The 24,926-nt window shown below is 54.3% G+C and carries 21 protein-coding genes; 8 read left to right on the forward strand and 13 right to left on the reverse strand.

The features are described 5' to 3' along the window. Window positions 1-21: 21 nt before the first annotated feature. Window positions 22-3,837 carry a translocation/assembly module TamB domain-containing protein gene (locus ED901_RS14190; RefSeq protein ID WP_122096281.1) on the reverse strand — a complete coding sequence of 1,272 codons (3,816 nt, stop codon included), beginning with the start codon at window positions 3,835-3,837 and terminating at the stop codon, window positions 22-24. Next, window positions 3,834-5,513, reverse strand: coding sequence for an autotransporter assembly complex family protein (locus ED901_RS14195; RefSeq protein WP_221298267.1), 1,680 nt, complete (start codon window positions 5,511-5,513; stop codon window positions 3,834-3,836). The genes ED901_RS14190 and ED901_RS14195 overlap by 4 nt, the downstream gene beginning before the upstream one ends. Before the next feature lie 315 nt (window positions 5,514-5,828). On the opposite strand from ED901_RS14195, the gene msrA reads away from it, so the two are divergent. Continuing rightward, window positions 5,829-6,464, forward strand: a complete 636-nt coding sequence (gene msrA / locus ED901_RS14200) for a peptide-methionine (S)-S-oxide reductase MsrA (RefSeq protein WP_056782523.1) — start codon at window positions 5,829-5,831, stop codon at window positions 6,462-6,464. Between the two features lie 240 nt (window positions 6,465-6,704). Continuing rightward, window positions 6,705-8,063 (forward strand): hemolysin family protein, encoded by a 1,359-nt coding sequence (locus tag ED901_RS14205; protein ID WP_056782463.1) that lies wholly within the window; start codon window positions 6,705-6,707, stop codon window positions 8,061-8,063. A gap of 111 nt (window positions 8,064-8,174) precedes the next feature. On the opposite strand, the gene ED901_RS14210 is transcribed toward ED901_RS14205, so the two are convergent. After that, the gene (locus ED901_RS14210; protein WP_056782464.1) at window positions 8,175-8,381 is read right to left on the reverse strand and encodes a DUF1107 domain-containing protein; all 207 of its coding nucleotides are present in this window, start codon (window positions 8,379-8,381) and stop codon (window positions 8,175-8,177) included. 311 nt (window positions 8,382-8,692) lie between these two features. On the opposite strand from ED901_RS14210, the gene ED901_RS14215 reads away from it, so the two are divergent. Continuing rightward, window positions 8,693-9,250 (forward strand): YtfJ family protein, encoded by a 558-nt coding sequence (locus ED901_RS14215; RefSeq protein ID WP_122096283.1) that lies wholly within the window; start codon window positions 8,693-8,695, stop codon window positions 9,248-9,250. A gap of 53 nt (window positions 9,251-9,303) precedes the next feature. On the opposite strand, the gene cysQ is transcribed toward ED901_RS14215, so the two are convergent. Beyond that, window positions 9,304-10,050: a 3'(2'),5'-bisphosphate nucleotidase CysQ gene (cysQ, locus tag ED901_RS14220; protein ID WP_056782466.1), complete on the reverse strand. Its 747-nt coding sequence runs from the start codon at window positions 10,048-10,050 to the stop codon at window positions 9,304-9,306. A gap of 198 nt (window positions 10,051-10,248) precedes the next feature. Here cysQ and ED901_RS14225 point away from each other — a divergent pair, with 198 nt between their 5' ends. Together ED901_RS14225 and ytfE are read left to right on the forward strand one after the other, a co-directional pair. Beyond that, on the forward strand, window positions 10,249-12,198 hold the full coding sequence (locus ED901_RS14225; protein WP_122096284.1) for a bifunctional 2',3'-cyclic-nucleotide 2'-phosphodiesterase/3'-nucleotidase: 1,950 nt from the start codon (window positions 10,249-10,251) through the stop codon (window positions 12,196-12,198). Window positions 12,199-12,319: 121 nt separating this feature from the next. Next, on the forward strand, window positions 12,320-12,985 hold the full coding sequence (ytfE, locus tag ED901_RS14230; protein ID WP_056782468.1) for an iron-sulfur cluster repair protein YtfE: 666 nt from the start codon (window positions 12,320-12,322) through the stop codon (window positions 12,983-12,985). A gap of 64 nt (window positions 12,986-13,049) precedes the next feature. On the opposite strand, the gene fklB is transcribed toward ytfE, so the two are convergent. Next, on the reverse strand, window positions 13,050-13,670 hold the full coding sequence (fklB, locus tag ED901_RS14235) for an FKBP-type peptidyl-prolyl cis-trans isomerase (RefSeq protein ID WP_056782469.1): 621 nt from the start codon (window positions 13,668-13,670) through the stop codon (window positions 13,050-13,052). 255 nt (window positions 13,671-13,925) lie between these two features. Here fklB and ED901_RS14240 point away from each other — a divergent pair, with 255 nt between their 5' ends. Further along, window positions 13,926-14,636, forward strand: coding sequence for a LysM-like peptidoglycan-binding domain-containing protein (locus tag ED901_RS14240; RefSeq protein WP_056782470.1), 711 nt, complete (start codon window positions 13,926-13,928; stop codon window positions 14,634-14,636). Between the two features lie 130 nt (window positions 14,637-14,766). Here ED901_RS14240 and rplI read toward each other — a convergent pair whose 3' ends face one another. The 5 genes from rplI to yjfP form a co-directional block, all read right to left on the reverse strand. Then, window positions 14,767-15,219 carry a 50S ribosomal protein L9 gene (gene rplI, locus ED901_RS14245; RefSeq protein ID WP_013573778.1) on the reverse strand — a complete coding sequence of 151 codons (453 nt, stop codon included), beginning with the start codon at window positions 15,217-15,219 and terminating at the stop codon, window positions 14,767-14,769. 39 nt (window positions 15,220-15,258) lie between these two features. Continuing rightward, window positions 15,259-15,486, reverse strand: coding sequence for a 30S ribosomal protein S18 (rpsR, locus tag ED901_RS14250; RefSeq protein ID WP_004392491.1), 228 nt, complete (start codon window positions 15,484-15,486; stop codon window positions 15,259-15,261). A gap of 4 nt (window positions 15,487-15,490) precedes the next feature. Then, window positions 15,491-15,808: a primosomal replication protein N gene (gene priB / locus ED901_RS14255; protein WP_072158217.1), complete on the reverse strand. Its 318-nt coding sequence runs from the start codon at window positions 15,806-15,808 to the stop codon at window positions 15,491-15,493. Window positions 15,809-15,813: 5 nt separating this feature from the next. Beyond that, the gene (gene rpsF / locus ED901_RS14260) at window positions 15,814-16,206 is read right to left on the reverse strand and encodes a 30S ribosomal protein S6 (RefSeq protein WP_013573776.1); all 393 of its coding nucleotides are present in this window, start codon (window positions 16,204-16,206) and stop codon (window positions 15,814-15,816) included. A 151-nt stretch (window positions 16,207-16,357) separates the two neighbouring features. Further along, window positions 16,358-17,107, reverse strand: coding sequence for an esterase (yjfP, locus tag ED901_RS14265; protein ID WP_122096285.1), 750 nt, complete (start codon window positions 17,105-17,107; stop codon window positions 16,358-16,360). 278 nt (window positions 17,108-17,385) lie between these two features. On the opposite strand from yjfP, the gene ED901_RS14270 reads away from it, so the two are divergent. After that, entirely contained in the window at window positions 17,386-19,335 is a 1,950-nt protein-coding gene (locus ED901_RS14270) for a methyl-accepting chemotaxis protein (protein WP_122096286.1), read from the forward strand. 95 nt (window positions 19,336-19,430) lie between these two features. Further along, a complete protein-coding gene (gene bsmA / locus ED901_RS14275; RefSeq protein WP_056782474.1) occupies window positions 19,431-19,742 on the forward strand; it encodes a biofilm peroxide resistance protein BsmA in 312 nt (103 codons plus the stop codon). A gap of 16 nt (window positions 19,743-19,758) precedes the next feature. On the opposite strand, the gene ED901_RS14280 is transcribed toward bsmA, so the two are convergent. The 3 genes from ED901_RS14280 to rnr all read right to left on the reverse strand — a co-directional run bounded on the left by ED901_RS14280 (window position 19,759) and on the right by rnr (window position 24,898). Continuing rightward, window positions 19,759-21,390: an isovaleryl-CoA dehydrogenase gene (locus tag ED901_RS14280; protein WP_122096287.1), complete on the reverse strand. Its 1,632-nt coding sequence runs from the start codon at window positions 21,388-21,390 to the stop codon at window positions 19,759-19,761. 134 nt (window positions 21,391-21,524) lie between these two features. Continuing rightward, window positions 21,525-22,268: a 23S rRNA (guanosine(2251)-2'-O)-methyltransferase RlmB gene (rlmB, locus tag ED901_RS14285; protein ID WP_056782476.1), complete on the reverse strand. Its 744-nt coding sequence runs from the start codon at window positions 22,266-22,268 to the stop codon at window positions 21,525-21,527. 131 nt (window positions 22,269-22,399) lie between these two features. Further along, window positions 22,400-24,898, reverse strand: coding sequence for a ribonuclease R (rnr, locus tag ED901_RS14290; protein ID WP_122096288.1), 2,499 nt, complete (start codon window positions 24,896-24,898; stop codon window positions 22,400-22,402). Window positions 24,899-24,926: the final 28 nt, after the last annotated feature.

The following is a 24,926-nucleotide window of genomic DNA, read 5'->3' on the forward strand; positions in this document are numbered from 1 at the left end:
GTATAGTAAAAGTCACATGAATTAAAACTCAAACTGATAGAGCAAATCCAAGGCCTGATCGATGCCCGATACCGCCTGCAGATAGAGCTTCGGCATCAACCTGTAGCGTAAAGTGAGTGTTGCCAGTGAGTCGAAGATCCCGACACCATATTTCACCTGTAAACCCGGTAAAACATAACCACTGACCACCACCTGGGAACTGTCTCCCACGCCCTGAGTATCCAGTGCCAGATTGCTGACACCAAACGCCTCGCCGATTTTACCCACAAGTTTACCACTTTGCGCAACCCCCAACCCGATAAGAGCTGAGGTCATTGCGCCGCTGTCACCGCCAGAATTGTCTAATCCCTGCCCGCGAAGCAGGTAGGACAAGGCTTCCTGCTGTGACATCGCCGGATCTGAGAATATCTCAAGTTTCGGTGCATCGGCCTCGCCGGTCACCCGTAAACCGGCCACAACGTCGTTTTCTGTCGCTTCCGGATTACGAATCGCTTCCAGATTCAGCAGTGGCTGATCCGCCGGACCGGAGAACAGTAACTGGCCTTTACGCACAATTAAGTCCTGCCCGTACGCATGGAACCGGCCCGAAGGAATATTAATCTGCCCATTCAGCCCCAGACCGCGACTGTCCTGCGCCACTTTCAACGCCCCTTCAAGCCGGGCTTTCAGGCCGAACGCATCCAGACGCACATCTTTGCCGATATTCACCATCAGATTGCTGTTGATCGGAATTGACGCTGACACAGGTTCAATCGGCTGACGCTGATCGTTGAGCATCACCTCATCTGATGAAACCCCGACCGCGCTTTCCGGCAACTCCTGCACCGTGATGCGTGCCCAGGGAATATCCACCGAACCGTTCAGCGAGAACAGCTGCGGCGTGGCATCAAACACCAGATCCGGCGAGACGTCGAGACGCACCATCGGCGGTACCGACACCCGCACGCGATCGCCGCGTGCGGCAATGCGGGCGCGCCAGGCGTTCAGCTCGCTCCAGTCGGCGTTGCCGTTAAGCTCCAGCTGGCCGTGCGCCGTTTTAATCACCCCTTCCATCAGCGATGACATGCCGTTGAAATTGATATTGATGTTCGCGTCGGTGATATCAAACGGCATGAACTGACCGTCGAAATCGACGCCGCTCAACGCCAGTTTGCCAAACACCTGCGGTTTCTGTGCGTCGCCTCCCAGTCGCAGATTCGCGTTCAGGATGCCGGACGCCTTTTCTCCGTCCATCAGGGCTGGCTGCAACAGCGCCATTGAGATGCGGGTAATATTGACGTTGCCGGTCAGATTACGTTTTCCCTGCGGATCGGCAATCTGAATACTGCCGTCCAGCTGGCCGTTATTGGCAATCTTGATCAGCCAGTCCAGCGTCGCCCGGCCATTATTAAGACCGGCATTCAGGTTCAGCGTGTCAAACGCCACCGGCAACGGACTACCCTGCACCAGTTGCTGTACTTTCACGCCCTTGCCCACCAGCGAGACGCTGGCCTGAGGCAATCCGCCCTCTGCTTTCCAGCTCACATCGGCCTTACCGGTGAAAACGCCGCTGAGCTGCGTGTCATCGGTCAGGAAGGGTTTAACCATCGCCAGATCAAAGCGGTTAAGCACCACGCTGGCCTGTCCGCTGGCACCGGCATCAATGGTTTTCGGCACGCAAAGACTGGCGTTCGGGTTCTGCCAGCAATGCGGCCCCACGGTGATTCGTTGCTCTTTGTTGAAATACTCCAGTGCGATCGTCCTGTTGAGACGCCATTCACCGACCGGCGTATCGAACAACGTGTTATCGACGGTGCCCTTCCATTCCTCGGTCGCGCGGTCGAAACTGCCTTTCAGCGCCAGACGCCCGGAAACGGGTTTACCCTCGACTTTCAGCGTCATCTGATGCTGTTTTTCGTTACCCTTGGCGTCCAGACTGATATCGGAGATATCCAGCGCGTCCTGTTTCAGTTGCTGCACGCGCACCGCCAGATTGCCCTGAATCTGATCGGTGGAGCTGACATCGCCTTTGACGTCAACGCGGCGGACGGTCAGTGCCTGCCATTTCAGCCCCGTTGCGGTCAGATCCGCCAGCAGCTTCGGCGCTTTCAGATCGCCGCGCAGTTGCAGCATCCCTTTCGCCACGCCGCCCAGCCCCGGCAAGGCGCCGTCCAGATGTGGCGCATCCACTTTGGCATCCAGATCCCAGGTATCGCTGAGCTTACCTTTCACATCCAGATTGTTGCGCCCCAGTTCGAGGTGAAGCTGTGGAATATCCCACTGACCGTAACTGTTTCCGCGCACATTGCCCTGCGCTTTGACGGCGTTTTGTTTCACGTTACCGCTCAGATCCAGCACCGGTACCTGCACCTGCCATGTGCCGCCATACAGGCTGCCGCGCGTGGTGATTTTACCCTGCAACTTCGCCGGCCAGTCCGGATACTGTTTAGCAGTATTAATGCCGGTCAGCGTCAGTTGGCTGTTCCAGCTGATGGCTTTACTCCAGTCCACCACGCCGGTCAGATCGGTATTGCCTTGCAGCGCTGCCAGACGCAACAGCGTCAGGTTGAACTGCTCAACGTTACCTTTGCCGTCAAGGGTCAGCGTGGCGGGCGGGATCTGATCGCCTTTGAAATCAGAACGCAGCGACAGTGCGTAATCGGTCGCTTTTCCGCTGACGTTAAATGTAAAGCCTTTCACCTGATACTGCGGCGTACCGGTCAGCGGCCACTGCAAAGCGTCACTGGTCAGTTTCAGGTTAAGGGGTAAGCCGGCTTCCGCCAGCTGGGTTTGCAACGCCAGCTGCGCACGTACAGGCCCGGAGAGATTGAGGCCAACGTCGAGTTTGTCACGCAAACCGCCTGCGACCTTCAGTTTGACCTTCTCGCCTTTAAGCGGATCGACATTCATGGCGGTGTTGATGGTCATGTCCACCGGCCAGTTTTGATTCAGCGTCGCCTGCCCGGTCCCGTCCAGCGTGCCCTGCGGCGAGCGGATCTGTAATTTATCTAACCTGACAACCTGATCCTGCGTACTGGCCTTTAATTCGAAACGGGTGATCAGCATATCGGTATCACCGGTCAGACGCAGGTTTTCCCCGACAATCTGCTGAATATCGAGGTCAACCGGCAGCCGGTAATCGGGTAACTCAGGCAGCAGGGGTTTCGCAAACAGTTCCTGAAGCGTCTCACTCAGCGGTTTTTCCGGCACGAAGACCGCAGGTTCCGCCGGTTTACCGGTGGCTTTTTCCACCGCTTTGTCCTGCGCGGCCTGCACCACCTCCGGCAACGGATTGACCGGTGTTTTCGGCAACGCGATCAGTAATCCGCCAATGTTTGTTGGCATCAGCTGAATCGCACGGCCTTCCCAGTGCGCACCGGTCCGAAATGACGCCAGAGAAATGGCACGGTCATCAAGGGTTACATTGATATTTTCCAGGGTCAGGACGCGCAGCGTGATGGGATATGGCGTACTGAGATTGGTCAGCGGCTCGCTGTTTTCTGGTTCAGGCTGCGGCTGAGCAGGCGTCATTTCTTTGGTGTTCACCACCACGTTGACGTCTTTTACCCGCAGCGCATTCACGCACAACGCACTGTTTTTCAGGCAGGAGAAATCGAGGGAAAGATGAAACTCCCCGGCTTTCACATCCACACCCGGCATTTCGTAATGCACGCCTTTCAGCGTCAGGTCGCGCCATCCGCCTTCGGTACTGGCGATGTTCAGCCCCGGCACGAACCGGTTGGCGCCGTTGATCATCAGATGAAGACCGGTTTGCGTACCGATCAGGAAGGCCACCAGGCCAATCAGCAGCACCAGGAAGATCAGCGTTCCCAGGCAGATTTTCTTAAATAAACTCATAATTCCGGACCCAGGCCGATGTAAAACTGCAATCCATGCTCATCTTTATCGCCAACCGGCGCGGCGACGTCTAATTTCACCGGACCGATCGGTGAAGCCCAGCGCACACCCACACCCGCGCCGGTTTTGAAATCGTTTTTCGTGATGTCATTTACCGCTTCGCCGGAATCGACAAAGACCGCTCCCCACCATTTTCCGGTGACGTTGTACTGATATTCCAGCGAGCCAGTGCCCAGATAGGAGGCACCGGTCAGTTTGCCTTCATCATCGCGCGGAGAGATTGATTTGTATTTGTAGCCGCGAATACTGCGATCGCCACCGGCAAAGAAGCGCAGCGATGGCGGTACGCGTTCGAAATCGTTGGTTTCGATCCAGCCCAGATTGCCGCGCATAACGAAGCGGTGTTTCTCTTCCAGCGTACGGATCCAGACGTTTTGCGCCTGAACCACGGCGAAATCGACGTCGGAACCCCAGGTAGTGTCCGAGACATCCAGAGAATAACGCTGAGAGTCGCCCCAGGTCGGCATCAGGCCGCCGCGCTGACGCGTACGGTTGAGGCTGACGCCCGGATAAATCAGCATCGTGGTGTTGGTGACACTGCCCTGCGTAAAGTGGTCAAGGCTCCAGCGCAGATTTACCGCGTGTTGCCAGCCGCTGGAAAGATCCCAGTAGCGCGCCAGATTCACCGTGGTGGAGTCCGAATTGGTGTCGTTGAGGTCTTCACGTTTGAAGCCGCCCTGAACCAGATAATATTGTTCGAGAGGTGACTTCAGCAGCGGAATTTTATAGCTGAGATCTAAAGACTGTTCCGGGCCGGACAGCGTGGTCGAGGTTTCAAAGCTCTGGCCGCGATCGTTCACCCACGGTTTTTTCCAGTTGGCCGTCACACGCGGCCCGATATCCGTCGAATAGCCGACACCCGTCTCGATGGTGTTTTCGGTGCGCGGCGAGACTAAGGCGTTCAGCGGTAATGTTTTACTGGCTTTAGCATCGGTGAAATCCGGAGAAACCACGACGGAATTAAACCAGCCCGTGGCAGACAGGCGGCGGTTCAGCTCGGCCAGCTGGGCGGAGGTGTAATAATCCCCTTTGTGGAAAGGCACCAGATTTTGCAGGTAATCATCACGGATTTGCGAGCCCTGATAATGCACATCTCCAAAGCGGTAACGCTGGCCGCTGTCGAACTGGATATCCCAGAACGCTTTATGCTCATCTTCGATGACGCCCAGCTGGCTTTTCAGCATGTTGGCATCAAAGTACCCTTTGCGCAGTGCCACACCGGTAAGGGAACTTTTAAAATGCTCGTAGGTTCCGTGGTTCAGAATGGTGCCCACGGCGGGAACCTGAGTTTTCTTCAGTTGTTCGAATTCATTATCTTTATCCGCCTGGCCGGTGATCACCACGGTGGTGCCCGCGATTTTAACCGGTGTGCCCGGCGTCACTTTGGCAATCAGCACCGGACGTCCCGGCGGGGGCGTCTCACGGTAGTCGAAATCAATCGTCGGGGAATAATAGCCCAGTGGCCGCAGCCCCTGTTCAATCGCGGCACTGACGCGCGCACGGAACCGCCCGTTTGCGCCGACTTCATCACTTTCTATTGACGATAAACGCACGCGGACGTTTTTTTCCAGATCGCCATCCAGGCCTTCCAGCTGCAAACGCACTTTCGCTGCCATGGAAAGTGAGGGGGCGAGCAGTACACATAACAAACCCAGTTCACGATATCGTGGCACACGCACTCCTGCTAATTTTGCTGTCCTGTTAAAATATCAGATGCCCGCCGGAGAAAATCCGCCCATCTTTGGCAGATTCCTCTTTCTAATGTCTGATGAAGGCAGTTTAGTGCCAATCTTCTGAAAATGTTCAACGACGGCGCAACGTTCCTCGTATTGTGTGCAAAGACGCAATCAGATACAACTAAGAGTGACCCGTTGGTCACTAATGTCTGTTACTAATTTTGTTCACTAATGCAACAAATGGAGTCTCCTGTGGTGCAACTTTCCGACAAAACGCATGTGGTTAATCAAGAAGATGCGTTGACTGGCAGAACAACCCCGATGCCTGTGGCAACCACTCACGCCGTGAATGGTCATTCGATGACATATGTTCCTGACAATATGGAAGTCGCTCTTTTTGCGATGGGATGCTTCTGGGGTGTGGAGCGTTTGTTCTGGCAACTGGAAGGGGTTCACAGCACGGCGGCCGGTTACAGTGGCGGTTTTACGCCTAACCCGACCTACCGCGAAGTCTGCACCGGCCAGACCGGCCATGCGGAAGTGGTGCGCGTGGTCTTCGATCCTTCCGTTATCAGCTATGCGAAGCTGTTGCAGATCTTCTGGGAGAATCACGATCCGGCACAGGGCATGCGTCAGGGGGGTGATATCGGCACTCAGTATCGTTCGGCGTTGTATGTGCTGAGCGCGGCGCAGCAGGATCAGGCACTGGCCAGTCTGGCGAGTTTCCAGCAGGCGATGGACGAAGCGAACGACAAACGCACCATCACGACAGAAATCAGCGAAGCCCTGCCGTTCTATTACGCCGAAGACGATCATCAGCAATACCTGTTTAAAAACCCGGAAGGCTACTGCGGTTTAGGCGGTATCGGCGTCTGTCTGCCACCGCAATAATGCGGGATTTTTAAGCGCTGGCGGCAGTCTCAGTGCTGCTGCTATACTATGCGGGTCACAAATGTGGCCTATTAAAACTATTTCTGGCAATTATCTTTGTTTTTTCATCCTTAATGCTTCTTTCTTCTGAACCGACTTTTAATCTGTTAGTAAAACGATGTTGAGTTAAGCAATAAATAAGCAACAAAAATAATACGTGCCTTTCCCTGCTGGTTCATACCGGTGTTAAACGGATAGATTATGTTAAACAGTATCTTACTGATTCTCTTACTCATCGCGATCAGTGCCTTTTTCTCGCTTTCTGAGATATCGCTGGCCGCGTCCCGAAAGATAAAACTCAAACAGTTGGCAGACGAAGGAAACGTCAATGCCTCCCGCGTCATGAAACTGCAGGAAACCCCTGGCCTGTTCTTCACCGTGGTACAAATTGGCCTGAATGCCGTTGCCATCCTCGGTGGTATTGTCGGCGATGCCGCTTTCTCCCCTGCGTTCCAGTCCTTTTTCATTCGCTTTATGTCGCCGGAAATGGCGGATCAAATCAGCTTTATCTGTTCCTTCGTCCTGGTCACCAGTCTGTTTATTCTGTTCGCTGACCTCACTCCGAAGCGCATCGGTATGATTTCACCTGAGTCGGTTGCGGTCCGTATAGTCAACCCGATGCGTTTCTGCCTGCTGGTGTGCCGCCCGATGGTGTGGTTCTTCAACGGCATGGCGAACATGATTTTCCGCCTGTTTAAACTGCCAATGGTGCGTAACGACGACATCACCTCTGACGATATTTATGCGGTGGTGGAAGCCGGCGCACTGGCCGGTGTGTTACGTAAACAGGAGCACGAGCTGATTGAAAACGTGTTCGAGCTGGAATCGCGTACCGTTCCCTCTTCCATGACCTCGCGTGAAAGCGTCATCTTCTTCGATCTGCGCGAAAGCGAAGAAAGCATCAAAGAAAAAATCTCGACGCATCCGCACTCCAAATTCCTGGTCTGCGACGGCCATATCGATCAGGTGGTGGGTTACGTCGATTCCAAAGACTTACTGAACCGTGTGCTGGGTAATCAGAGTTTAATGCTGAGCAGCGGCGTGCAGATCCGCAACGCGCTGATCGTGCCTGACACACTGACGCTGTCGGAAGCGCTGGAAAGCTTTAAAGCCGCCGGTGAAGACTTCGCGGTGATCCTCAATGAATACGCCCTGGTGGTCGGCATCATCACGCTCAATGACGTGATGACCACGCTGATGGGCGATCTGGTCGGCCAGGGTATGGAAGAGCAGATTGTGGCCCGTGACGAGCACTCGTGGCTGATTGAAGGCGGTACGCCAATCGAAGACGTGATGCGCGTGCTGCACATTGAAGCATTTCCGCAGGCAGGTAATTACGAAACCATCGGTGGTTTCATGATGTTTATGCTGCGTAAAATTCCTAAGCGTACGGACTTTGTGAAATTCTCAGGCTACAAATTTGAAGTGGTCGATATCGACAGCTACAAGATTGATCAGCTGCTGGTGACACGTATTGTCGATCAGCCCGTGACTCCGTTGCTGCCGAAAACGCCGCAGGAGATCAAAGACGAGAAGAAAGCGCAGGCGCAGTCTTCATAAAACATCCCCGCGCAATATTCCGTATACCAGAAACACGAACGGCCCCTTTCAGAGGGGCCGTTTTTTTTGCGCCTGCTGCGCCAGTGGGGGCAGCGACTACGCGCAGGGCGTTTAACCCATTTCTGTCTGCAAATGCGTAACCTGACGGTTAACTTCAGACATCACGCTAAAATGGCGCTTATCACGAACCTTTGGCAATAAAATTTTGCCTTGGTCAAACTCAAAAGCGCCGACGTCTTTGATGTACAAACGTCCACGAAACAGTGTCTTAACGTACTTTGCGACTTTCATCGGATTGTAACGCTGAAAGATTCTCATTTTTCTACTTTTCTCCGTTAAATCACTGCATGCGCCGGCCACGTCGCAAGGCGACAGATACCGGAACAGAAAAGGAACATTTGCAGTGATGAGACATATAACATAGCAGGGCACTCAGGTATTGCCAGTGTATTTAACTGCTTTTACATTGCTTTTCAGTATTGTCTTAATCCCTGACACTGCTTGGCAGTATAACCCTGCTCTATGTGTCAATTTTGTAACCAGCAACACAAATTTAACAAGCCAACAGGACAGACCACTTGAGCGATCCTATGATGAGCAGGTCTGCCCTTTTGTGCCCCGGAGAATCTATGCTTTTAAAAAGTCTGTGTGTGATCAGTTTTATGACATTTTCGCTTTTTGCCTCAGCCCATAACTTTACGGTTGGTCAGCGTCTGGCACCGGTCGGCGTCGACGACAAAGGCGAGCTGAATGACGTGAATGACACCTTCAGCTACAGCAAATGGAACAGCGCCAGATTGCCGGGAAAAGTACGTATCGTGCAGCATATGGCGGGCAGAAGCAGTGCAAAGGCGCTGAACGAGCCACTTATTGAGGCCATCAGGGCGGCGAATCTGCCGCACGACCGCTACCAGACCACGACCATCGTCAACATTGATGACGCGATAATCGGCACCAGTCTGTTCGTGCGTAAAAGTATTGAGAGCGGTAAGCGGGAATTCCCGTGGTCGCAGATCATCGTCGACAGTAACGGCGTGGTGAAAAAGGCGTGGCAACTGCAACCGGAAAGCTCCGCTGTCGCCGTGCTGGATAAAAACGGGGTAGTTAAATTCGCCAAAGACGGGCAGCTGTCGCCGCAGGAAGTTCAGCAGGTGATTACGCTGGTCGATCAACTGGTCAAAGAATAACAGCATAAAAAACCCCGGCGCGCAGGCCGGGGCAGGAACAGTGCGGGCCTGCGTCAGAACAGAGAAACGCGGAAGCCCGGATTCAGGAACGATTCGCGCGGCGTGTACAGCAGCGTCTGCCCTGTCCAGTCATTCACTTTTGCACCCGCGGCAATGGCAACCGCATGTCCGGCTCCGGTATCCCAGATGTTCGTTGGTCCGAAACGCGGATAAAGTTGCGCCGAGCCCTCGGCAACCAGACAGAACTTCAGGGAGGAACCGACAGAAACCGTCTGATGTTCACCCAGCTGGGCCAGATAGTCTTTCAGTTCCTGATCGTTGTCGTAATGTGAACGGCTCACCACAACCAGCGGCGGATGCGCTTCGCTGACGTGAATCTGACGGCGCTGACCCTGATCTTCTTTCCAGGCTTTTCCTTCTGCCGCGCTGTACATCACTTTCGTGACCGGCACATAGACCACGCCGAGCACCGGCACGCCGTCTTCGATAAGCGCGATGTTCACTGTGAACTCGCCATTACGTTTGAGAAATTCCTTGGTGCCATCCAGCGGATCAACCAGCCAGTAACGCGTCCAGTTCTGACGTTCACTCCAGCTTTGCGGATCTTCTTCCGAGAGCATTGGCGTGTGCGGATCCAGCTGTTGCAAACCGGCTTTGATCACATCATGCGCGGCAATATCAGCCGCCGTCACCGGTGAATCATCTTTTTTCTGACGTGCGTCGAGCGGCTGCTCGCCGTCATAGACCGCCATGATCGCATCGCCTGCATCACGCGCCAGCTGACAAATTTGCTCTAACATCTTTTACCTCAGTGCTTTGATTCTCATTTCTCAAGCCTAGTTTTTTTTGTCCTGAATAGCCATCCCGTCATGCTAACGATTCATAAAGTTGTTACATCTCACATTTATTTATGACAACTGATTACATTCTCAGCAAATTTTGAGATACATATCCGGTTTTTTATTCCGGGCATCATCTTTTTCTCTGGAGGCAAGGCAATGAATACGCGTCATCTGACGTTATCCCTGCTGGCGACACTGACGGCGGCATCCGTTCAGGCGTCACAGGTGGATCTGCGCATCATGGAAACCACGGATCTGCACAGCAACATGATGGACTTCGACTACTACAAAGATAAACCGACCGAGAAGTTTGGGCTGGTACGTACTGCCAGCCTGATCCACGCGGCGCGTAACGAAGTCACCAACTCCGTGTTAGTCGACAACGGCGACATCATTCAGGGCAGCCCGCTGGGCGATTACATGGCGGCAAAAGGCCTGAAAGAAGGCGATGTGCATCCGGTGTATCTGGCCATGAACACGCTAAATTATGCGGTCGGTAACCTCGGCAATCATGAGTTTAACTACGGTCTTGATTATCTGAAAAAAGCGCTGGCTGGCGCGAAATTCCCTTACGTGAATGCTAACGTCATCGACGATAAAACCGGGAAACCGCTGTTCACGCCGTTCCTGATCACCGACAACGCAGTAAAAGACCGCGACGGCAAAACCCATAATCTGCGCATTGGTTACATCGGTTTTGTGCCACCGCAGATCATGGTCTGGGATAAAGCCAATCTGCAGGGCAAAGTGACCGTGGCAGATATCACCGAAACCGCCAAAAAGTGGATCCCGGAAATGCGTAAACAGGGTGCTGACATTATTGTCGCCATCCCGCACTCCGGCCTGTCGGGCGATCCCTACAAAACGATGGCGGAAAACTCGGTCTATTACCTGAGCCAGGTAAAAGGCATCGACGCCATCATGTTCGGCCATGCGCATGCTGTTTTCCCGAGTGAGGAATTCGCCAGCATCAAAGGGGCAGATATCAAACAAGGTACGCTCAACGGCGTGCCTGCCGTGATGCCGGGCATGTGGGGCGACCATCTGGGCGTTGTCGATATGGTGCTCAGTAACGACGGCGGCAACTGGAAAGTCGAAACCGCCAAAGCCGAGGCGCGGCCGATTTACGACAAAGAACAGAAAAAATCGCTGGCGGCGGAAGATCAGGATCTGGTGAAAGTGCTCGCCCCTTCTCATGACGCCACGCGTGAATTTGTCAGCAAGCCGATCGGTAAATCTACCGACAACATGTACAGCTATCTGGCGCTGGTGCAGGACGACCCGACGGTGCAGATCGTCAATAATGCGCAAAAAGCCTATACCGAACACTTCATTCAGGGCGACCCGGATTTAGCCGATCTGCCGGTACTGTCGGCAGCAGCACCGTTTAAAGTCGGCGGACGTAAAAACGATCCGGCCAGCTTCGTCGAAGTGGAAAAAGGCGAGCTGACCTTCCGTAACGCGGCAGATTTGTATCTGTATCCGAACACGCTGGTAGTGATGAAAGTCACCGGGCAGGAAGTGAAAGACTGGCTGGAATGTTCCGCCGGGCAGTTTAATCAGATTGACCTGAACAGCACCAAACCGCAGTCGCTGATTAACTGGGACGGTTTCCGTACCTATAATTTCGACGTCATCGACGGTGTGAATTATCAGATTGATGTCAGCCAGCCTGCGAAATTCGACGGTGAATGCACGCTGGTCAACAAAGATGCCGAACGCATCAAAAATCTGACTTACAACGGCAAGCCGATCGACCTGAAGGCCACCTTCCTGGTCGCGACAAATAACTACCGGGCTTACGGCGGGAAATTTGCGGGTACCGGCGATAAGCACATTGCTTTCGCATCACCGGATGAAAACCGTTCCGTTGTCGCCGCCTACATCAGTGCTGAAACCAAAAAAGCTGGCGCGGTCACCCCGACGGCGGACAATAACTGGAAGCTGGCAACCCTCAACGCCCCGCAACCGCTGGATATCCGCTTCGAAACCTCGCCGGGTGACAAAGCCGCGGCTTTCATTAAGTCTCATGCTCAGTATCCGCTGACCGCAAAAGGCACAGACGCTATTGGCTTTGAGATTTATCAGGTCGATTTGCAAAAATAACGCCCCTTCAAACGCCCTGCGGGGCGTTTTTTCTTTCTGTACTTCCTTTGAGCTATAGCTTCGCTTAAAACATGCATTTATAATGCATGTTATAGATTCTTTCATTTAACGAGGCTTCATCATGGACTATCGCGACCAACCCCTTGGCGCTCTGGCTGTTGCCATTCCACGCGCTACCCGTCTGTTCCGTCAGTACGATCTCGATTTCTGCTGTGGCGGGAAGCAAACGCTGTTACGCGCCGTCACTAAAAAAGATCTGGATATCGATCTTATCGAGCAGCAAATTGCAGAGATTGCCCAACTGCCGGACACCTCGACCGACTGGAAAACCGCTCCGCTGGCGCAGATCATCGATTTCATTATTCCGCGCTACCACGATCGTCACCGTCAGGAATTGCCTGAACTGGTGCTGATGGCAGAGAAAGTGGAAAAGGTCCATGGCGATAAAGCGCCTTGCCCGCACGGTCTGGCGGTTCAGCTGCAACTGATCCTCGAAGAACTGACCAGCCACATGATGAAAGAAGAGCAGATCCTGTTCCCGATGATCCGTGGCGGAATGGGCCGTCAGGCTGCCGGTCCGATTTCAGTGATGGAACGTGAACATGATGATGCGGGGCTCATTCTGGAAGAGATTAAACGTCTGACCAATAACGTGACGCCGCCGGAAGGCGCCTGTGTGACGTGGCGGGCGCTGTACGCCGGGATTAACGAATTCATCACCGACCTGATGGAACATATCCATCTGGAGAATAACCTGCTGTTCCCGCGCGCGCTGCGTGGCGAATAAGCCAGGTTCCGGACGTAAAAAAGGGCGCATTAGCGCCCTTTTCATTTCTGTTATCTGCAGAGAATTACAGAATTTCCAGCAGCTCAACTTCGAAAATCAGAGCGCTGTATGGCGGGATGGACGCACCTGCGCCACGCTCGCCGTAAGCCAGGTTATGAGGGATGTACAACTCCCACTTAGAACCCACCGGCATCAGGGTCAGTGCTTCGATCCAGCCTGCGATTACGCCGTTAACCGGGAATTCAGCCGGTTCGCCACGCTGTACGGAGCTGTCGAAGACAGTGCCGTCGATCAGTTTACCGGTGTAGTGAACGCGTACACGATCCTGACGGCCCGGAATAGCGCCCTCGCCCTGGGTAATCACAGAGAATTGCAGACCGGACTCGGTGCTGCTCACGCCTTCGCGCTGTACGTTCTGAGCCAGGAATTCCTGCCCCTGAACAGCCAGTGCTTCCTGACGTTCACGACGAACAGCATCAGCACGTTCATGGACTTCACGCAGTGCGCGGTGAACCACGTCAACAGGAACGGCTGGCGTATTCCCTTCCAGCGCGTCGCGTAAGCCTGCCAGCAGTGCGTCAGGCTCTAAGCCCTGCAAACCTGATTCCTGCAACTGTTGACCGACCTGCAGGCCGATACCGTAACTTGCCTGCGCTTCTACGCTGTCAAATGAAGGGGTAGTCATGAATTTTCCTTAGCTCTTAAAAATGTCGAAGGCGCAGCATAGCAGCGCAAAGCTTTTGGGTAAAATCCTCTGTGAGCCAACATGACGGCGGGCGCAGTTCATCCCACTTTTCGATAAATTTTTCGCATTTGACGCCATTTAGCGCATCGTTTGGATGATATTTATGCTTTGTCCCTTTCCGCATCAAGCAGTTAAACAGCTATACTAGGCAGCAACAGACAGTCGAAAATGCGACAGTTAACAAGAGAGGTCGTCATGGGCAGAATCCCGCCCAGGAGAAGGAAAGCCATCCGTATTTATCAACCCATGTTGAGATCCTGGATTGCCATTATGAAAAGGCCGATGCGAGACACGACAGCACCGCAGAGCGAAAGCGAAAGTGAAATCACTTCTGCTGAAACTGAAACCGGAACGTCTGCTGCAACCAGAGGCAAAACGTTGCTGAGCAGGATCTGGCACATAAGCGACGGCTTCCACTGGATGTCGCCACTCCCTTACCCCCATCGTCGCGGCATTATTTTGGCTGTGCTGGTCATTCTTCTGGCACTGCTGTGGCCGTATACGCCGGAAAATACTTACGCGCCGTCACAACCGCAACAGCCGACCAGCATCCCGATGCAGGCCGATTTGCGCAACGATCAGGGCCGTACCACGCAAATGGCGCAGCCGGAACCTGTGCAGCCGCAGAGTAATGACAACGGCGGCACATGGCGTAGCTATCAGGTGCAGTCTGGCCAGACACTGGCGCAGCTGTTCCGCGATAACAATATGGCTGTGAACGATGTGTTTTCTATGGCGCGGGTAGAGGGCGCGGAGAAACCGCTGAGTACGTTGAAAACCGGACAGGAAGTGAAGATACAGCGTGATGCTCAGGGTGTGGTGAAGGCATTGCAGGTCACGACCGAACAGAACGTCACCGTGACGTTTACCCGCCAGTCAGACGGCAGTTTTCAGCGCGAAAACTGAGTGAATTCAGTAAAGGGTTCGCCTCTGAAATACTCCGCCCGTTCTTAATGCTTGTGGGCTCAGCATTCCCTGATGCAGAAAAGCAAAACGCCGGCACTAGGCCGGCGTCTCAGGGTTAACTTCAGCGTTATTACGCTTCAGCAACCACAACGACATTCAGTTTAGCGAATACGTCGCTGTGTACCTGGAACTCAACTTCGTGTTCACCAGTGGTACGCAGAACGCCATTCGGCAAACGAACTTCGCTTTTTGCAACTTCAACGCCAGCTGCAGTCACTGCATCAGCAATATCGCGAGTACCGATAGAGCCGAACAGTTTGCCTTCGTCGCCTGATTTAGACGCGATGGTGACTGAACCCAGTTCGTTGATTTTAGTTGCACGAGCTTCAGCAGCGTTCAGAACGTCAGCCAGTTTGGCTTCCAGTTCAGCACGACGTGCTTCGAAGAACTCAACGTTTTTCTTGGTAGCAGGAACAGCTTTGCCCTGTGGTACCAGGAAGTTACGAGCATAGCCCGCTTTAACGTTAACTTGATCACCCAGGCTGCCCAGGTTTGCTACTTTATCAAGCAGAATAACTTGCATTACCTTAACCTCTCAAAGTCGTTTATGGACAGTGGCCTATTACTGATGACGATCAGTATATGGCAACAAAGAAAGGTAGCGAGCGCGCTTGATACAACGAGCGAGCTGGCGCTGGTATTTTGCACGAGTACCGGTAATACGGCTCGGGACAATTTTACCGCTTTCGGTAACGTAGTTTTTCAGCGTAGCGATATCTTTGTAATCAATCTCTACAACGCCTTCCGCGGTGAAACGGCAGAACTTGCGACGACGGAAATAACGTGCCATTAGGCTAGTCTCCAGAATCTATCAATTCAATCTGCTCGGCATGTAACACCACTTTGTTCAGTCCATTGCGCCCTTGATGGCAACTAATGAATCCAGAAACAGTGAGTTGCGTGCCGACCGTTATACTGTGAGTTAATGCTTGTGACGCTTGTCCACTGACAACCACAGGCATTCTGCACCATGTTTGTCGGTTAAATCCGGCTTCCTGCTGCTGCGAGCGGTGCTCTAGCACGAACTGGCAGTGAGGAATGCCCGAAGGACTGACTTTACGAATGGGGGTCTTGCACACTGTGCCGGACAACACCAGACGATTCGCCGTCACGGCAATTACTCTTCAGAATCCCCAGCTTCAGCATCATCATTAGCTTCAGCGAAATCTTCACGACGATCACGACGTTCGTCTTTCGCTTTAACCATTGGAGATGCTTCAGTTACCGCGTGTTTAGTACGCATAACCATGCTACGGATAACGGCGTCGTTGAAGCGGAAGTTTGTTTCCAGCTCATCGATCGCTTCCTGCGGGGCTTCAACGTTCAGCAGAACGTAGTGAGCTTTGTGCAGTTTGTTGATCGGGTAAGCCAGTTGACGGCGGCCCCAGTCTTCCAGACGGTGAATCTGACCAGCAGCGTTAGTGATTACTGCACTGTAACGCTCGATCATGCCCGGAACCTGTTCGCTTTGGTCAGGGTGTACCATAAATACGATTTCGTAATGACGCATAGAATTGCTCCTTACGGATTATTCAGCCTCCTGTCAGGGTCAACCGCGGCCCATGGAAGCAAGGAACGTGTTATGTGTGCGGTCGAAAAAATGACGCGCAATTATATGTACAGCCACTGTGAAACTCAAGGAGAAAGGCAGATTAATTTCTCTACAGCTTTTGAGCGAAGAAAGCGGTGGCTTCTGACAATGCGTGCACCGTGACTTTATGCTTCGCCTCAGACTCAGAAATGAAGGTCAGATTGGCGGTCGCTTCGCTGGCAGCCAGTTCCTGTTGCAACCGCAGGCTTTCGCCAAACGGCACCACGTCGTCCTGCTCGCCGTGCCAGACAAACAGCGGTTTATCGGCGAATAATGCCGATTTACCGGTGACATCCAGGCTAAGTAGCGGAGCAACCTCACGTTCAAAAACGTCGCGCTGTGCTGTGTCACCGGCGCTAAATGCAGGGAAAAGATGGTGTGATAAACGCGAAAAGTAGCCCGACCCCATCAGGTTTGCCGCAACCTTGACCCACGGGTATTTCACCAGCGCGGCCATGGTGGTCATTCCGCCCATCGATACCCCGCCGACGCCCAGGCGTTGAGGATCCGCCAGACCGCGTCCGACAAACAATTCCTTCAGCATCGCCAGCTCTTCGACGTTGTTTTGTAAAATACGCCAGAAATGGGCCACGCATTTGGCTTCGTCACTTTCTGCACGGGCACCGTGCATGAGTGCATCCGGCAGAATGACGCGAAAACCCGCCTTCGCCAGCGTATAGCCGAAATACGAGTACATTTCTTTGGAGGATAAAAAGCCGTGATAGAAAAAAATCGTCGGAAGCTGCTGCTGATACTGTCCGGCAGGCACAGCATGAATCACCTGGATCCCTTCAATATTCTCTTCATACATCTCAACCATCGTAACTTCCCCTGCGCATTTGGAAAAAATATCGGCCTCAGTGCGAACCGACATTCTACGGGTCTGAATACCGGCGACTACAACCTTTTTCGTATGATTTATAACCGGTTACTTCACATCGGCCATATTCTTCTCACCGGCCTTAATTCAAATTCATACATTCATAATTATTTCATTGATTCAGATCAATTTTTATTGAAATAAGTGGTTACATTTGATCATTAATCCTTTCCGTTTTTACGCCGTTAGTGCGCTATCGAAAATTAACGGGAAACCCCATGAAAACGGCATCAAAACGCTCATTTCGCCGATGGAGCATAGGGGCAAAACTGGCAAGTTTCGCCTCCCTGCTGGTCGGCCTCTTATTTATTATTTTCACCTTGTCACTGACGCATTCCGCTGGCAGGCAGGTCAATGAACTGGCGGTTAACGCCATTTCCGAGCAGGTGACCGGCGTGGTGGACATGATAGAAATGTACAACGCCAGTCTTAACGCCGAAGTAGACAGTTATACGCGTCTGTTCAGCCATTTCCTGCCGGAAAATTTTGAACTGGACACCGGCAACCCGGTGATGATCGGTGAACAGTCTGCACCGGTTATCAAAGCGGGCGGCAATCCGCTGAATCTGGACAGTAAAATCCCCGATGATTTTCTGGCGCGCACCGGCGCGATTTCCACCATTTTCGCCCGCCGTGGCGATGATTTCATCCGCGTGACGACGTCCCTCAAAAAGCAGGACGGCACCCGCGCCATCGGTACCTTGCTCAACAACACCAGCCCGGCTTATGCAAAAATCATGGCAGGCGAATCCTTCAGCGGGCTGGCGACGCTGTTCGGCAAAAAATACATCACTAAATATCAGCCGGTACGCGATGCGCAAGGCAGCGTGATTGGCATTCTGTTTGTGGGCGTGGATATCACGTCAGAATACGCGGACATGCGGGCGAAGATCCTCTCCAAACGCATCGGCGAACAGGGCTATTTCTTCGTGCTTAACAGCGCGCCGGGCAACGATTTGGGGAAATATCTGGTCCATGCCACCGAGGAAGGAAAAACCCCGGCATGGCCAGAGGGCGTGCTGGAACAGGTGATGTCGCAATCGCGCGGTGAACGTGAATACACCGACGTCACCAGTCAGCATCAGCAATTTATCGTTTATGCCAACGTCCCCGCCTGGCATTGGGTGGTGGTCGGCAGCACGGACAAAGACAGCCTGATGGAACAGGTGACCCGCACGCGTAACCATTTCCTGATGATAAGCCTGCTGGCACTGGCCTGTTTTGCCGCACTGTTCATCTGGCTGACGCGTAAGCTGGTCAGCCGTCCACTCAGCGACGTCGTCCACATCGCTCAGCAGTATGCCAGCGGCGATCTGCGTGCGCGGGCACAAACCCGGCGCGTTGACGAAATTGGTGCGCTGATGCACGCCATCGACGGCATCGGACACGGACTGGAGAAAATTGTCGGCGAAGTGCGTCAGGTGTCATCTGAAATCATGCACAACACCCAGGCGCTCTCCTCAGACAGCGATCAGATAAACCAGCAGATCGGCACTCAGGCCAGCAGCCTGGAAGAAACGTCGGCCAGCATGGAGCAGATCACCGCCACGGTTCAGAACACGGCGGATAACGCCACACAGGCCACACAACTGGTGCAACAGACCGATAAAGCCGCCACCGTCGGCGCCGATGCGGTAGATCAGTCAGTTGAAAGTATGGAAGCCATCCGGCACGCTTCCACCCGTATCGCGGCCATTACCACGGTCATTGAGGGTATCGCCTTCCAGACCAACATTCTGGCGCTGAACGCTGCCGTGGAAGCCGCGCGTGCCGGTGAGCACGGGCGCGGCTTCGCCGTGGTGGCGTCAGAAGTCCGGGCACTGGCACAGCGCAGTTCGAATGCGGTGAAAGAGATTGAAAATCTGGTGGCAGATTCCCTGAGTAAAGTGGAAGAAGGCCATCTGAGTGCGGCCAAAACGCAGTCGAACATGAACCATATCCTGCAGGGGATCCGTCAGGTAAAAGTGCTGATGAGCGATATTGATATCGCTTCACACGAGCAGTCGTCAGGGATTTCTCAGGTGAACATCGCCATCATGCAGATCGGCAAAGCGACGCAGGAGAACGCCACGCTGGTGGAAAACTCACAGCAAACGGCCGCCGCGCTCAGTGAACAGGGTCGCCATCTTTCTCAACTGGTCAGCGTGTTTAAGATTTCCGAACGTTAGGACGTGAAGGGCGCGGCAATAAACGCCGCGCAAACTCGCCAGCAGACCGGTGAAAGGGCTACACTTACGCTATCGCCCTTTTACCGGATATCACGATGAAATCCCTCCGAATCCCTGCCGCACTGCTTTTACTGGCAGCGCTTAGCGGTTGCAGTAACCTGATGAAAACCACGCCGGTTCCTCCGCCTGCGCCAGCGGCCAACGCGCAGGAAATCACCCGAGCTCAAACGTCCACACTGACCAAAATCGGCAGTATCACCGCAGATGTCATTGGCAGCCCGATGGATGCAGAAGCAGAAATTCAGCGCAAAGCCGATGAAGCGGGCGCACGCTATTACGTCATCATGTTTAACAGTGAAACCATTGTGCCCGGACGCTGGTATTCCCAGGCCACGCTTTACCGTTGAGACGCCGGTTTCAGCCCTACTCTGCGCCAATTGCCCGGTTGATCAGCAACTGACACAACCGCTCCGGCAGCAACGTTTCACCGCGCGGATCGAGCACCATCCGGCACCAGGCATCGGCCATTGGCGGTGATGCAAATTCCAGCATTTGCGTCGCCGTCAGCAGCTGACATAACTGGCCGGTCAGCCACCGGCCCTGCGCTTCCTCCGGCTGGCGCAGGCGTTGCAGAAACTGACGGGCGGCGCGATCGAATACCCGGTTTTGGCCCCGCGCCTGATGCAGCAGCTGTTGCAGCATCTCTCCGCTGGCTGGCAGCTTGCGAAGCGTACGTAATACATCGAGGCACATAATGTTGCCCGAGCCCTCCCAGATGCTGTTGACGGGCATTTCACGGTACAAACGCGGCAACTCGCTGTCTTCGCAATACCCAATCCCACCCAGCACTTCCATCGCCCCGGCGACAAAAGGCATGCCCTGACGACAGATCTCGAATTTTGCGGCGGGCGTCAGCAACCGGCAAAGCAGTTGTCCGGCGGAGTGATTTTGTTCACCCGAAGCGGCGGCGAGATGCATCAGTAACAAGGTTTGCCCTTCCAGTTGCAGCGCCATGCGGCTCAGCGTCTGGCGCATCAGCGGTTGTTCGATAAGCGGCTTGCCGAAAACCTGACGCTGAAACGCATGGTATAGCGCCACAGACAGCGCCCGCCGCATCATGGCGTGGCTGCCCAGCGCGCAGTCAAAGCGCGTATGACCGCCCATTTTCAGGATATGGCGGACCCCTTCGCCCTCTTCGCCCAGCAGCCAGCCGGTGGCATTCTGAAACTCCACTTCGCTGCTGGCGTTGGAGCGATTGCCCAGTTTGTCTTTCAGGCGCTCAATCCGCACGGCGTTACGCTCGCCGTCCGGCAATACGCGCGGCAGAAAGAAGCAGGAAAGCCCGCCATCGGCCTGCGCCAGCACCAGATGCGCATCACTTTGCGGCACCGAGAAAAACCATTTATGCCCGACCAGATGATAGGGTTTGCCGCTGCCCCTTCCTTCCAGTGCGCTCGCCCGCGTGGTGTTGCTGATCACATCCGACCCGCCCTGTTTTTCCGTCATGCCCATGCCGATCAGCACGCCTTTTTTCTGATCGCCGGGTTGCAGATGCGGATCGTAGCGGTCGGATAACAACGGCTTCATCCAGCCACGAAATTCTGCGGGTAAATATTCTTGTAGCAGCGGGACAGCGCCGTAAGTCATGGTCACCGGGCACAGCGTCCCGGCCTCAACCTGCGCATGGAGAATAAACCGCGCAGCGCGCGACACCGTCGAACCGATTCGCGCATCTTCCTGCCACGGCAGATTGTGTACGCGGTTAGCGATTAACCCCTGCATCAGCAAATGCCACGCCGGATGAAAACGCACATCATCGATCCGCTCGCCGGTGGTGTCATATCGCAGAAGATCGGGCGGATTGGCATTGGCCAGCCGGCCAAGCTCGAGCGACTCCGCGGAACCTAACTGCTGCCCCAGAGAGGCCAGCACATCGGCATCCCATCCGGCCTGATGCCGCATAACAGCCTCACGAAGCGGAGTATCGGACAGAAATAAATTGCTGTTGCTCAACGGTTTGGGCTGATTGAAAACCCGGTGTGTTTCCCAGTTCATCGCCTGCTCCTTTTAAAGGACATGGCATCAGTATGGTAAAAATCGGGGAATTAACAGGCGGGCAGATCACAAAGACAGGAATGCAAACGGGAGCCCGAAGGCTCCCGTTGAAGGCACAGCTGAAGAAACTGAAATCAGCTCTTCTTCAGACCGCGCTGGCGCACGGCTTCGAACAGACAGACGCCGGTCGCCACAGAGACGTTCAGTGAAGACACGCTGCCCGCCATCGGAATACTGATCAACTCATCGCAATGTTCACGGGTCAGACGACGCATACCTTCACCTTCTGCACCCATCACCAGCGCCATCGGGCCGGTCATTTTGCTCTGATACAGGTCGTGATCGGCTTCACCGGCGGTACCGACAATCCAGACATTGTGCTCCTGTAAAACGCGCAGCGTGCGCGCCAGGTTGGTCACGTTGATCAACGGCACGTTTTCAGCCGCACCGCTGGCGACTTTTTTGGCGGTCGCGTTCAGTTTGGCAGAACGGTCACGGGGAACGATCACCGCGTGAACACCGGCCGCATCTGCGGTACGCAGACATGCACCGAGGTTATGTGGATCAGTCACGCCGTCCAGGACCAGCAGGAACGGGGATTCGAGGCTTTCCAGCAGCGCTGGCAGGTCGTTTTCCTGATACTGACGGCCTTCACGGACGCGGGCGATAATCCCCTGGTGTACGGCACCCTCGGATTTTTCATCCAGCCACTGACGGTTCGCGACCTGAATAACAATCCCGCTGGCTTCCAGTTCGTCGATCAGCGGTTTCAGACGTTTATCATCGCGGCCTTTCAGAATGAAAACTTCCAGAAAGCGTTGCGGATCGTTGTCGAGTAAAGCTTTAACGGAATGAATACCGTAGATAATTTCGCTCATGATGCTCTTTAAAATAGACTTGCGGACAGCATGCTGTCCGCAATTTAACGAAGGATTGCGGGCGATTCTATCATCGACTGAAAAAAGCATCAGTGAATAAATGACCGCCCGTTAGTGCAGACGCGTGACCGTCAGCTTTGCGCCGGTTTTTTCTTCGCGCGCTTGGCTTTGGTCGCGGAAGCGATTTTCTGCGTCTGGTCAGACGGCTTTTTAGCTTTCTTCGGCTTGCCGTCTTTACCGACTGCGCCCACCGCTTTTTCTTTCTTCGGCTTAGCAGGCTTCGCATCGTCTTTACGGAACGCGCTGTCCGGCTCGAAGTTAGCGCCTTTCTTGCCTGTGCGACGACGTCCTGCATTGGCGGGCGCCGTGGAACGCATGGAGCGCTCCCCTCCTTGTTTCGCGCGATCGCGTGCGGTTTTGCCTTCACCACGTGCTTTACGGGTGCTGGAAACCAGAGCGAAGTCGATTTTACGCTCGTCCATATGCACGGCTTCAACACGAATTTCAACCGTATCACCCAGGCGGTAAACCGCGCCGGAAGATTCGCCCACCAGACGCTGTCCGATGTTGTCGTAACGGTAATAATCGTTGTCCAGTGAGGAGACGTGCACCAGACCGTCGATGAACAGATCGTTCAGACGCACGAAGAAACCAAAACCGGTCACGCTGGCGATGGTGCCGGTAAAGACTTCACCGACGTGATCTTGCATAAAGTCGCATTTCAGCCAGTCAGCCACGTTGCGGGTGGCTTCGTCGGCGCGGCGTTCTGCCATCGAACAATGCTCGCCCAGCTGCAACATGTCTTCATAATCACTGTGCCAGCCACCGGTTGGCGTCCAGCGTTCTTTCAGCGTGCCGTGCTCTTTCGCCAGCAGATATTTGATTGCGCGATGCAATGCCAGATCCGGATAACGTCGGATTGGCGAGGTAAAGTGGCCGTATGACGCCAGCGCCAGACCGAAGTGACCCCGGTTTTCCGGATCGTAAATCGCCTGTTTCATCGAACGCAGCAGCATAGTTTGCAGCATTTCGCGGTCAGGACGATCCGCCAGTTCATCCATAATCTGGGCATAGTCTTTCGGCTCAGGCTTGAGGCCGCCACCCATCACCAGACCCAGTTCACCCAGCACGCTTCGCAGCGCGGAGATGTGATCATCGCTTGGACGGTCATGAACACGGAACAGCGCGGGTTCGTTATGTTTTTCAACAAACCGCGCCGCCGCGATGTTAGCGAGGATCATGCACTCTTCGATCAGTTTGTGTGCGTCGTTACGCACAGTCGGCTCAACACGTTCGATACGGCGTTCGGCATTGAAAATGAACTTCGCCTCTTCGGTTTCGAAGGCGATACCGCCACGCTCGGCACGCGCCTGATCGAGCATTTTGTACATGGTATGCAGTTCTTGCAGATGTTTGACCAGCGGCGAATATTGCTCACGCAGCTCTTCGTCACCATCAATGATGCGCCAGACTTTGTTGTACGTCAGACGGGCGTGAGAACTCATCACCGCTTCATAGAATTTAGAACTGGTCAGCTTGCCCTGCGCGGAGATAGTCATCTCACAGACCATACACAGACGGTCCACTTGCGGGTTCAGGGAACACAGGCCGTTAGACAGCACCTCCGGCAGCATCGGGACTACCTGCGACGGGAAATACACAGACGTCGCGCGGCTGCGTGCTTCATCGTCCAGCGCAGTGCCGTGGCGGACGTAATAACTGACGTCAGCAATCGCCACCCAGAGACGCCAGCCGCCACCACGTTTTTTCTCACAGTACACGGCGTCATCGAAATCGCGGGCATCTTCACCATCGATGGTGACCAGCGGCAGACTGCGTAAATCCACGCGGCCTTTTTTCGCTTCTTCAGGCACCTGTTCACTCAGATCTTCGACCTGTTTCAGAACCTGCGGCGGCCAGACGTGCGGAATTTCATGGGTGCGCAGTGCGATATCCACCGCCATGCTGGTGCCCATTTTATCGCCCAGCACTTCGACGATTTTACCGACCGCTTTGGTACGGCGGGTCGGACGCTGAGTCAGCTCGACCACGACCATATATCCCATGCGCGCACCATTGATGGCGTCGGACGGGATCAGAATATCGAAGCTCAGACGGCTGTCGTCGGGGACGACAAAACCGGCGCCTGCATCAGTAAAGTAACGGCCGACGATCTGGCTCATTTTCGGCACCAGCACACGCACGATGCGCGCTTCGCGGCGGCCTTTACGGTCGGTGCCGACCGGCTGTGCCAGTACCACGTCGCCGTGGATGCACATTTTCATTTGTTCAGCAGACAGGTAGACGTCATCTTTCTTCACGCCTTCAAGGCGCAGGAATCCGTAACCGTCGCGATGACCGATGACCGTGCCTTTCAGCAAGTCCAGGCGTTCAGGCAGTGCGTAACACTGGCGGCGCGTAAAGACCAGCTGACCATCACGCTCCATGGCGCGCAGTCGACGGCGTAAGGCTTCCAGCGCCTCTTCACCAGACAGATTCAGTTCGTTACCGATTTCTTCCCGGCTGGCTGGTGTTTCACGTTTCGCGAGGTGTTCCAGAATAAATTCACGGCTGGGAATAGGTGAGTCGTATTTTTCTGCTTCTCGTTCCAGGAATGGATCTTGTGACATAGCGGTTCCTCCGTTGCCATCAGCAGTT

Source organism: Rahnella sp. Larv3_ips (assembly GCF_003697865.1).
GTDB classification, from domain to species: Bacteria; Pseudomonadota; Gammaproteobacteria; order Enterobacterales; family Enterobacteriaceae; genus Rahnella; species Rahnella rivi.